Origin of the sequence: Cellvibrio sp. (assembly GCF_046347455.1) — a bacterium.
Taxonomy (GTDB): Bacteria; Pseudomonadota; Gammaproteobacteria; order Pseudomonadales; family Cellvibrionaceae; genus Cellvibrio.
The window spans coordinates 187,720-200,007 of record NZ_JAXMGC010000001.1 but is presented as its reverse complement, the minus strand read 5'-3'; the positions used below and the strand labels follow the sequence as shown (position 1 = coordinate 200,007).

The window sequence follows — 12,288 nt, the reverse complement described above, 5'->3', positions numbered from 1 at the left end:
TAGGACTTAAATTCAGCACTACAAGTTTTTAATATAAAAGCCCAATGTTCCCGAAACTTGTGAGCTGCTACTCCAAACTGGATCCATCTGCACGAGAATAGTGTAGGTACCGGAAACAGGCATTGGCCCGAGATTCATCAACTTTTGGATCCGGGAGTAAGCTGTTGTTGTAATGTTGCCGGAAATATAAGTACAGGAAAATGTTTCAGAGTCTGTCACAGAGCTGCTAGTCAGTATCGCCCCATCAGGTTTAAAAATGGTGATTTGGGGCCTATATATCTTGTTAGCTTCGTTCCCCGCAGGACAAGAAACACCGGTTACTGGATCGTAATTCTGGTTGATATTCAATGCCAAATACTGGCCTGAAGTCGCGTTAAATTTTTCAATTATTGCTTGTCCAGGTTTCGTTGTTGTCGTGTAATAAGTGCCCCCATTTACGGTGGCCACGCCTGTAACTGGTGTAAATAGTGAAAAGTTTAGGGTTCCCGAAACTTGGGCGCTGCTGCCATAAGCAGGATCCATTTGTACGAGAACGGTGTATGTACCGGAAACAGGCATTGGCCCGAGATTCATCAACTTTTGGATCCGGGAGTAAGCTGTTGTTGTAATGTTGCCGGAAACATAAGTGCAGGAAGATGTTTCAGCCGCTGTCACAGAGCTGCTACTCAGTATCGTGCCATCAGGTTTAAAAACAGTAATTAGGGGCCTATATATCTTGTTAGCTTCGTTCCCCGCAGGACAAGACACACCGGATACCGGATCGGAATTCTGGTTGATATTCAACGCTAAATACTGGCCTGAAGTTGCGCTAAATTTTTCAATTATTGCTTGTCCAGGTTTTGTTGTTGTCGTGGAATAAGTGCCCCCATTTACGGTGGCCACGCCTGCAACTGGTGTAAATAGTGAAAAGTTTAGGGTTCCCGAAACTTGGGCGCTACTGCCATAAGCAGGATCCATTTGTACGAGAACAGTGTATGTACCGGAAACAGGCATAGGCCCGAGATTCATTAACTTTTGAATTCGTGAGGGAGCTGTCGTTGTAATGTTACCGGAAACATAGGTACAGGAAGATGTTTCAGACTCTGTCACGGAGCTGCTAGTCAATATAGTGCCATCAGGTTTAAAAACAGTAATTAGGGGTCTATATATCTTGTTAGCTTCGTTCCCTGCAGGACAAGAAACACCGGTTACCGGATCGGAATTCTGGTTGATATTCAATGCTAAATATTGGCCTGAAGTTGCGCTAAACTTTTCAATTATTGCTTGTCCAGGCTTCGTCGTCGTTGTGGCATAAGTGCCTCCGTTTACGGTTGCTACGCCAGCTATAGGTGTAAATAGCGAAAAGTTTAATGTTCCGGAGGCGGTGGCAGTAGATGGAGTCTGTTGAACGAGGATCTTGTAGCCGCCAGAAAGAGGCAGCGGACCTAGATTCAACATCTTGGAAATTTTCCATCCGCCAGTGGAGCTGCCAAATTGGTCTCTACAATCAACAAGCTCATTAGCTGTAGATGCGCTAGTAGTTAGTACTGAACCATCTGGACTTAAGACAGAGACGCTAAAGTATCGCAATGAATTTGATTGATTACCCGCTGGACAGGATATCTGGGTTAATGGGTCATAATTTTCATTAATATTTAATGTTAGATACTGCCCCTTGATGCCGCTAAAATTTAATGCACTTATATTCTGTCCAACCACAGCTAGTCCATATGCAGAGGAATCTGCGACAAGATTTGTCACGAGAGACCCCACCGAAATGTTTAACGAGCCCCCGATATCTCCGGTAGGTACTATAACCACCGTATAAACGCCCGACTGAGGGAGCTGCGGGCGCACTTCTACAGCACCTGGTGAGATATTCTTCGTTAATAAAGTTGTGCCATCCGGGTTCAAAACAGATAATGTCCCAGAACTCAATGAAATATCACTCAATCCAATATTAATGAATCCGTTTTGGGTGCCTGAAAAGCTGAGGAGAGCACGTCTTCCTGGCGGGGTAAAGGAGACCGTCATCGCTGGGTCATTTATTTTCAGAGTCGCCTTTATCGGTTTGAAAATCGCAAGGTTAAAGCTTCCGGAGCTTGACCCTGAATCAACAACAACAACGTACACACCTGTAACTGGTAGTTGCGGAAGTTGCACTCCTTGGCCATTTGCTGTGATCGTTTTAGAGATCAATGAAGTTCCATCTGGCTTGAAGATTTTGATGGAGGTAGTTGGAATGGATGACCCGCTTACGCCAAGCGCCAAGAAATCTCCGGCACTGCCATCAAATAGCACAACTTGTGCCTTGCCAGCAGACGGACTAACAGGGAGCGAGCTTCCATCTGTCACGATACGTCCACCAAAGGAGATATTGCTCGCAATATAACCATTAGGTGGAACAATAAAATCGGCTGCGCTGACTGCTGCTCCTTTTGCGGTGGTTACATATATTCGCCCTGACGTAGCATTAGACGGAACATTCGTAGAAATAGCATTCGTAGATGCAGAGGACACCACAGCTGTAGATATGTTAAATCGCACTTTGTTGCCCAAAGCGGTTGGCTCAAAATTGGTTCCAGTGATATTTACTAGAGTCCCGCCAGCTGCAATAAGCGGTGAAAAAGATACGATCCTTGGCCCACTGCCAATCGTAAAAACCCGAGCGCTAGTTGCGGTTACACCGGATGTGACCACTTTAATTGGGCCAGTAGTAGCCGACAACGGTACCTCCACCGTTAATTCGGTTAGGGTGGCAGATAGCACAGTTGCAGTTACACCATTAAAAGTTACCACGTTTGCGCTCGGTGTAGTGCTGAAACCAGTCCCGATTAACTTGACCTTATCACCCGCAAAGCCCTGAATTGGTGAGAACCCGGTAATCCTTAGCGCGTCCGTAGCAACAGTAGTTTGCGCGGTAATGTTCCCAGCAGCATCATATTGATAAATGATTGCTGTATTAGAAGCACTATTAGAAACTTGGATAACCCGATTTAAAGAATCGTAGGAATAGGACAGATCATCCGCAAAAGCTTTGGGAAAAGAAAAAGTGATATCAAACGAATCAAACTTTGCCGCGGGGCAACAAAAAGCGAACAACAAAACGCAAAATGATAAAAAAATACGTTTAAATACGGATACGTAAGAAGAAAAAATAAAATGGGGCTCATGTCGATTTACTTTAACAGGCAGCACCCGACGCCAAGCAGAATTTGCGAACAAGTTCACATCCATTTCACTATCCCATCATCTACAAATATTCCATAAGGCACAAATTTTTCAATGCCCGCTTTCAATCAGAGTAACATTCCTGTGTAAATGTTCCAATTACAATCTAGGTGAACTCCATCACTATTGTGAGTTAAACTCCATGCAGGTATCTCAGGATAAAGCCGTTTACGAATTAGAATACAAAAAGACTGTACAAGGAGCTTGGCAATGATGCTTTACTACGCCTGCTGGGCAGCCGTTGTTATTTGCACCTCATTAACACAGCAGTGTGTAGCCGTAAACTCGGTTCATGACAAGATGCCCGATAGTTCCCCCACTCAGCTTGGTCTTCCAGTTTTACAACCGAATGACTCGGTGAGTAACAAAAAACTTATCGAGCTTGGTAGGCAGTTGTTTTTTGACAAACGACTTAGTGCACAAAAAAGCGTTAGTTGCGCAACCTGCCATTCGCCAAATATTAAGTTCACGGATGGATTAACCACATCCGTTGGAAATGGCAAGGTAAAACTTACTCGCAATGCACCATCGCTAATAAATGTTGCCTACTCGACAACATTATTTTGGGATGGACGGGTCAACGATCTTGAATCTCAAGCTGTACTACCTATTACGAACGAGATTGAACATGGCATGACTAGCAAGCGAGAAGTTGAGTCAGTGTTGGGGAGTATATCAAGATACAGGGAACAATTTCGTGATCTGAAACTAGCACCAAACATTGAGAGCATCGGAAAAGCACTTGCGAGTTATCAGCGCACGTTGATTTATGGAAATTCGCCCTTTGATAAATTTATGTACGGCAATGAGCGGCAAGCTATATCAGAGTCGGCAAAGCGTGGGCTAATAATTTTCAAAGAGCAGGCAAAATGTAGCTCTTGCCACTCTATTGGTGAGTCATTCGCCCTGTTCACCGACCAAAAATTTCATACATCTCCCCTCGGGCTTTCAAAAAATATCACCGAAAATCTTCAATCATTAACCCAAGAAATCGTAAATACGACGGATAGAAACCACATTAATTTTTTGATATCAACAAGAGAGGAAATATCTTCTCTGGGGAGGTTCGCTGTAACTTTAGATCCGAAAGATATTGGGAAATTTAAAACTCCGTCACTGCGAAATGTGGCTGAAACGGCACCCTATATGCACGATGGCAGTATTGAGTCATTGGAAGAAGCAATTGAGCTCGAGCTTTATAACCGAAAGAATGGGGTCAGTGAACCAGTGATCCTTACATCAAATGAACGCTTAGACTTGCTAGAATTCTTAAAATCATTATCAAGCTTTGAAACCGACTAAAACTTATGTCGGTAAAAGGTACTCCGGACGTGGTATAACGGGCTCTTACCTAAAGAATTCTAACCGAAAAACGAGGCGATCACTTTGCGATTGATAAGCAGTAGATACATAGCTACCATCGGTTTCAACAAAAGCTCTGTAGTATGCAAGAAATACTTTGGGTATAAACGCTAGGAAATATATCGTGGAGAATTTCGAGGTTAAGTCCGAGTGTCTTCCTAAACAATTAACATGTTTCGATAATTTATTGGATAATAAAAATCCTAGGCCTTTTATAACTCCAATTAGCTAATAAAAGGATTTACGATATCTATGGAAGGTGGTCTCCACGATTATTCTGGGGTCACGAAAAAGTACTGGGTACTTCCCTGCGCCAATGATTCCTCTCCCTGTTTGGTCTCTATCAAAAAAGATTACAGGCGTTGCCCGGTGCCGTAGCGGCAATAAAATCTTTGTATGCCCCCCAAACTATACTCTTTACATGCTGTCCTTGGGAGTGCCACCTTATCATCGAGACAGAAACTACCATTCTATTTCTTGAAGTTAAGAAAAAAACGCTGACGCCGGAAGCCCCCAGTGGAAATATCATTAAAGCTACTCAAGATGTATCGAAGTCGCTTCTGCATGGATTGGCCCAGTCGGGATTGCATGAACTCTTATTGCGAACCAAGGGCGAGATTAACTTTCGGGATGGTACACGCCTTTACCTGAAGAACTGACAAATCGAGCGAGCGACCATTTCCATATTTGATTTTTACAGCATTGACGATAGTCATTTCGTCCACGAACTGTTGGCTAACCTTCTAGGAAGTAAACTAACGAGCACGACTCACAAGCTACCTGCGGATTTACACGAATTCCTGGATCAGTTAAGCGCACAATACGCGCACCCTCTATTTCAAACTCTGTACGCATCTTCGCACAATCCGTTTTGGAACTGTGCTTTCTTCAGCATTCCTCAGTTGATGGTGCTGTTAAAGCACTGTTCTGATAACAGCAGCTTTCTTCGGGACTCTTCACCGTGCACACCTTTACTTTGATTGGTATCGAGACTATTACCACAAAAAGCTTATTAGGTTATATTCTTCGACACATTAGCGTGTCGACCAAAGCGGTGGCAGAAGCAACGAAACCCCCATGAAAAACACAGTTGACGATTATCTCAATGCCGCTACACGGCCAAGCACACGACGTAGCTACCAGTCTGCCGTTGAGCATTTTGAAGTATCCTGGGGCGGCTATTTGCCTGCTACGGCTGACAGCATTGTGCGTTACGTGACTGACTATGCCAAAGAACTCTCGGTAAATACATTGCGACAACGGCTAGCGGCGCTTGCACAATGGCATCACGGCCAAGGCTTCCCTGACCCCACAAAAAGCCCCAGTGTGCGTAAGGTCATACGCGGCATTCGCAGGTTGCACCCTTCTAAACCTAAACAAGTAAAACCCCTGGCGATCCAAGCGCTAGAGGAAGTTGATGGCTGGCTGGCACATCAAATCGAAGAAGCAAAATCGGCCAATGATCACGCCGCAGAACTTAAAGCTAAACGAGATCGCGCTATTGTTCTCATCGGATTTTGGCGAGGATTTCGAAGTGATGAACTCAGTCGACTTGCCATTGAACATATCCAGATTTCGCAAGAAGGTATGAGTCTGTATTTGCCCAGCACCAAAACCAACGAAGAAGGGGTGAACTTTCGTGCCCCGTTGCTAAGCCGACTTTGCCCAACCAAGGCGTATGAGGACTGGTTGGGTGTTTCAGGACTTGTTGATGGCCCGGCATTTCGCTCCATTAACCGCTGGGGGCAGCTCAGCGTCACCGCAATAAAGCCATTGAGTTACGTCAAATTATTACGCACCCTATTTGAACGGGCAGGACTACAGGATGCGGAAGAATTTGGCAGTCACTCCCTACGACGTGGGTTTGCCACTTGGGCATCAGCCAGTGGCTGGAGTCTGAAGGATTTAATGGAGTACGTAGGTTGGAAGGATATTGGGTCGGCCATGCGCTACATTGATGTTCCTGATCCCTTTGGCCAATTACGGATTGAGCAACGGCTGCAACAAACATTAGCAGCACCTGTTGCCGTACTTGAAAAGTCGCAACCCTATATCGAACTTTCCTTCACACTGGAAAGTTATCACCTCAAAAAACAAGGCGTGGCGCAAGCTCGGGAAGCCATTGAGACCTGCTGCCTTAAAGCGTTTGACGCTAAACCGGTTCGTGGCAATAAAGACCGTTATCGATTAAACATTCAATACAACTCCGACGACCAACTCACCGAAATCATCGACAGTCTACTGGATGAAATGCATGAGGTTGCCACGAGTAGACAGTGCTTTCTGATTGCACAATTTACCGATCCAGTTACGGGTCGTTGCTGGGAATAATAGTTTTCGTAATTCAGATGAAGGCTGATAATAATACGGAGAAGGAAAACGCTTTATGGATCCGTTGTTTGAAACCGCATACCCACAGCTAAAAGATAATCTCACCAACACCGACATTGAAGACATCTTCACACCCACATCCGAAGAACTCGCATTGGCCAACGGCGTATCAGGAAAAGTACCTGCCGCTCGTTTGGGCTTTTTACTGCACTTGAAATTGTTCCAACGTCTTGGACGGTTTCTTAAATTAGCGGATATTCCGCCAGCGGCATATCAGTACATGGCGCAGACCGCGAATATCCGCCGCACTATTAATAAAAAGCAACTTGCCGACTATGAAAAGTCAGGTACGCAGCAACGTCATTTCGAAAAAATCCGGGGTGTTTTAAGGGTTCGTGTCGTTGACGAAAGTGCACGCGATTGGCTGGAAACAGTGGCCGCAGAAGCAGCGGCCACAAAAAATGCCGAGAACGACATCGTCAATATCATGCTGGAAAATTTGATTAAGGAAAGGTATGAATTACCTGGACTTACCACCATTCAACGTATAGCGAGGAGTGCACGGGATAGAGTTAACAATGATTACTATCAAAAAATAATATCACCGCTTACCGCTGAAGGCCGAAAATTACTTGATAGTTTGTTCGTGGTGCCAAAAGGCTCCTCACAAAGTACGTGGCAGGCACTCAAACGCGAACCGGCAAAACCAACCAATAAACAAGTCAGGCAATATCTCCAACATGTTCAACGGTTAATCGATTTGGTCGAACAATTACCACCAGTGAATTTACCGGTAGCGAAGTTACGTTATTTTCGGCAGGTGGCCCGCTCGCAGGATGCGGCACAGATGGCAAAATTGACCGCCACACGTCGCTATGCCTTGGCGATTATTTTCATACGATCACAATTCAGCAAAACCTTGGATGACACGGGGACACTATTTACCCGTTTGTTCCGAAATATTGAAAACAACGCGCAAGAAGCATTAAAGCAATATCAACTACTTCATGTAAAAAGAACCGATGAATTGATCGTTCATTTGAAATCGATCCTCACGACCTATCAGGCTCATGACGAACTTACAAGCCGACAACAAGCCCTCGAAAAAGTGCTTCCTTGCGATATTGACGCAACGATAGCGGAGTGCGAAGAACACCTCGCTTATGCCGGTAATAATTTTCTACCCTTCATGTTGAAACCTTACCACTCTGTGCGCTCGTTACTGTTTAACTGTCTGGATATTCTTTCACCACGTTCAACTACATCGGACAAGCTGACTGAGCGCTTGTTGATGAGTTTACAAACGCTGCGAAAGTGTCGCTTGGAAGTCATTGATCCAGCGATGATTCAGCTTAACCCTGAAAAGGATTTTACCTGGCTTTCAGAAAAATGGCGGAAGTTAGTGATCATTAAGGCGGACGATAAAAAAATATACCTTCACCGAAAATATTACGAACTGGCCTCCTTGCAGCGTATCAAAAATGAGCTAGGCAATCTGGACCTCTACGTTCAATACAGCGAAGAATTTAACGATTATAGAGAGCAGCTTGTCGATGATGAGACTTACGCTCTGGAGTTGCCTCTATACGGTGAAGTGGCTGGCATTTCGACCGATTCAAAAGAGTTTTGTCAACATTTAAAGGGCTTATTAACATGCATTGCGCAGACCGTCGACAATGCATTTCCTGAAAATAGCAGCGCTGAAATCATAAAAGGCAAACTGGTATTACGAAAACCTGAAAAGTCTCCTATGTCTAAAGCGCTAAAAGAACTGGATGAAAAGATTACGGCATCGTTGCCTGAGAACAGCATCGTTGATGTTCTTACGGACACGGAGAAATGGCTACAGCTACATAAACACTTTGGTCCATTGTCCGAGAGTAAGGGCAGGCTCGATGATCCTGAAATGCGCTTTATCACCACGTTATTCTGTTACGGGTGCAATCTTGGTCCAAGTCAGACCGCAAAGTCAGTAAAGGGACTTACACGTAAGCAGGTTGCCTGGCTCAATCTAAAAAATGCTACGGAAGATCGTATTGACAAAGCGATTTTCAAAGTCACGAATGCCTACAATAAATTCAAATTGCCGTGTTATTGGGGGACAGGAAAGCACGCATCGGTTGACGGTACCCTAAGGAATTTGTATGAGCAAAACTTAACGTCCGAGTACCATATTCGATACGGTGCTTACGGGGGGATCGGTTACTATTTGGTTTCGGATAAATATATTGCGTTGTTCAGTCACTTTATACCTTGCGGGGTTTATGAGGGTAATTACATTATTGATCTGCTTGTCAAAAATGAATCAGACATTCAACCCGATGTCGTTCATGGTGACACGCATGCTCAAAATTACCCATTATTTGCGTTGACCTATTTACTGGGAATTCAGTTGATGCCTCGCATCAGGGGGATCAATAATCTCTCGTTTGCCAAGCCAGATAAAAAGCAAACCTATAAACATATTAATTCTCTATTTAGTGAGTCCATTGATTGGCAAATGATCGAAAAATTTCTTCCTGACATGCTGCGAGTCGCCATTTCAATCAAACTCGGAACCATCACCGCATCAACTATTTTGAAACGTCTTGGAACAGCCAGCAGAAATAACAAGCTTTATTATGCCTTTCGTGAACTAGGTAAAGCGGTAAGGACCATCTTTTTGCTGCGGTATATCAACGATGTAGAACTGCGTAGAAGTATTACAGCAGCCACGAATAAAAGTGAAGAATACAATGGGTTTGTCAAATGGGTATTCTTTGGAGGAGAGGGCATCATTGCCGAAAATCTACAGCACGAACAACGAAAGATCATTAAGTACAACCATTTGGTGTCTAGCATGCTGATGCTGCACAACGTTGTAAAAATGACTGATTTGATAAAAAACTTTCAACACGAAGGAATGGACATTACGCCTGAACTGCTTGCCGGTCTTTCTCCGTTCCGAACGTCCAACATTAACCGTTTCGGCGACTATATTGTGAACCTAGAGAGGGAAGTGCAGCCACTGGACTACAATGTGTCATTTTTTTAGCAAAATCATGAGGTTATAAGCGTTCTGGCGGATTTCGTTCAGTTAACGGCCAACCCTCCTTTTGGGCGGCGATGAACACCGCGATGGATTGGAATGCAGCCTTGGAATTAACCATTGCCACCAAAGGTGCGGAGCCATATAAGTCTCGCTTGAGAGAGCTGTTTCCTTTGGTGATCACACCGGAGCAAATGGAGCTTCGTGGTTGGACTGCTGTGCGCGCGTTGCCTTATTTGGATGCGAATGCAAAAGAACAATTGCACGAAGCAGTTAAGAAATACATGAAGGATTCGGAGATCAAATTAGCTGAAACACCTTTCGGTGTACCACCTAGCTTAGGCACTTGGGGTGGATCAGATGCTGTAGTGCAGATGGCTATCAGAATGTACTTCCTGCACAAAGCGTTTCCCGATTTGGTGGGTCCTGAACACACACTGCGTGCCGTTAATTACATTCTCGGTACGCATCCGGTATCCAGCACATCCTATGTTGCAGGAGTAGGCACAGTGTCGAAAATGAAAACTTACAGCAACAATCGTGGTGATAACGCCTACATTCCCGGCGCTGTCGTTCCAGGATACATTATCATCAAGCCCGATTTCCCAGAGAGCCTCGATGACTTCGGCTTTCTATGGTTTGAGCATGAAGCGGTGGTCGCTGGATCAGCAAACTGGGTTGTCGCCGGCAATGCAGCGGAAGCGATTGTTCGCGAGAAGAAGTAACGCTAACGATTAGTTGTCTTTATTTATCTTTGTAGGGTGGGTTAGCAGTTCCTCTGCTTAACCCACCCTTGCTTGTAACTACCCACCCCATTTCAATTATTTTGCTTTGGCATTTCGTTTTTTAGCAAGATAAATCTTGTGTTGCTTGGTGCGCCCTTTTGAATAGATTCAATTTTCTTTGCATCATGCGACATTAACAACTCAAGCAAATCCATCCTGAATGTTGCTGCGAGAATGTCAGGCCTGCCATCTCCGGTGAAGTCTTTAATTTCAAAGGAGACAACCCCAGGCGGTGTGCTCACAAAATTGTGCTGGGTGAAGTGTTGGTGACCGTCGTTCTCAAACCACACCAAACTTTTTCGTTTTTCATCTTCCCAGTAATTGATAAAGCTGGCAGCAATTACATCCCTATCGCCGTCCCCATCTATGTCGTAGGCCGCTGCATTCGCGATCCCGTAGGATCGGCCAATCTCATGGTATTCAAAACTGAGATTACCTTTGTTTTCCAACCACTGCACACCGTGGTATGGCTTGGGGTCAAATTGCGTATCGAAGGCATCGCCATTGGTGAATAAAATATCTTCATCGCCATCCTTATCCATATCCACCAGCGTCATGCCGGTTGATCCGTACATTGGATGCGGCGCTCGTGCAAGAACACGCGTTTCAAACTCACCCTTACCCTTCGCCAGAAACGCAACGAGCATTTCGTGTTCTTGCGAAACCAAACTGACAAAATCCATTTTTCCATCGGCATTTAAATCGGTAGGCGTGACATTAAGTGCTCCACTTAATTCCAGCATGCTGTGCTTAAGCTGCTTACCGCCACCCGCATTTTCCAACCAAAATATTTCGCCAACGTTATTGCCACCAAACGCGGCAACTACCAAATCAAGATCGCCGTCCCCATCCACATCCAGCGCTCTAGCTTGGGTGGCGCGAGGAATGCCCTCGACTAGCGTTTCTTTTTCAAACACACCGGCTTTTGTTTGTTTAAGCAAAAAGACTCGACCAACCAATTTTTTAGACGGCGGAAAATCGCCCAAATCAGTTACTATGATGTCCAGATCACCATCGCCGTCGTAATCAACAACATCGGTAAAAATAGGCACTTCTATATCAGCAAGTTTTGTTTCAACCCATTTTTTATCGGAACCACTGAGCAAGCTTAATTTTTTGTTTTCCGCATCGCACACCAACAATTGTTGCTCGCGCTTATTATTTAAATTTACCGACTTGATATTTACAATGAGCGGAATATTGGATTTCTCGCCAAATTCGCGCGCGCTGAATTTAAGCTTTTCACTGGCATCATCATTGTACGGTAGCCGCGGAAGCTCGGCGGGACTGCTGCCGTAGTAAAGCGCAGCTATATCGGTAGCATCATCATCTGAAATAAAATCTTTGCCCATTTTCTCTCGGGCAAAGCCAACCATTATTTTTATAACACTTGGCCAATCGTTTTTAGGAAGCAAGCTAGGTGATGGCACACTGTGGCACATACCGCAGTGTTTATTTGTCAAAGCTACAACCGTTTGCACGTCCTTGGGCTGATTGGCTGCCGATACCGACGCAACCAATAAACCCAGTAGCACTAAACATTGTTTATTTTTGTAGACTGAGTGCAAACTG

General features: G+C 44.7%; 6 protein-coding genes. 4 read left to right on the top strand and 2 right to left on the bottom strand.

Going from position 1 to position 12,288, the window contains the following annotated elements:
• Positions 1-18 precede the first annotated feature (18 nt).
• Complete coding sequence (locus U1F02_RS00895) at positions 19-3,216, bottom strand: IPT/TIG domain-containing protein (RefSeq protein WP_409988464.1); 3,198 nt, start codon at positions 3,214-3,216, stop codon at positions 19-21.
• Between the two features lie 204 nt (positions 3,217-3,420).
• Between U1F02_RS00895 and U1F02_RS00890 the strand changes: the two genes are divergently transcribed.
• The 4 genes from U1F02_RS00890 to U1F02_RS00875 all read left to right on the top strand — a co-directional run bounded on the left by U1F02_RS00890 (position 3,421) and on the right by U1F02_RS00875 (position 10,656).
• Positions 3,421-4,512, top strand: a complete 1,092-nt coding sequence (locus tag U1F02_RS00890) for a cytochrome-c peroxidase (RefSeq protein WP_409988463.1) — start codon at positions 3,421-3,423, stop codon at positions 4,510-4,512.
• Positions 4,513-5,649: 1,137 nt separating this feature from the next.
• On the top strand, positions 5,650-6,903 hold the full coding sequence (locus U1F02_RS00885) for a site-specific integrase (RefSeq protein ID WP_409988462.1): 1,254 nt from the start codon (positions 5,650-5,652) through the stop codon (positions 6,901-6,903).
• Between the two features lie 55 nt (positions 6,904-6,958).
• Positions 6,959-9,937 (top strand): Tn3 family transposase, encoded by a 2,979-nt coding sequence (locus tag U1F02_RS00880; protein WP_409988461.1) that lies wholly within the window; start codon positions 6,959-6,961, stop codon positions 9,935-9,937.
• 83 nt (positions 9,938-10,020) lie between these two features.
• A complete protein-coding gene (locus tag U1F02_RS00875; protein WP_409988460.1) occupies positions 10,021-10,656 on the top strand; it encodes a hypothetical protein in 636 nt (211 codons plus the stop codon).
• Between the two features lie 92 nt (positions 10,657-10,748).
• Here U1F02_RS00875 and U1F02_RS00870 read toward each other — a convergent pair whose 3' ends face one another.
• A complete protein-coding gene (locus U1F02_RS00870) occupies positions 10,749-12,284 on the bottom strand; it encodes an FG-GAP repeat domain-containing protein (protein WP_409988459.1) in 1,536 nt (511 codons plus the stop codon).
• Positions 12,285-12,288: the final 4 nt, after the last annotated feature.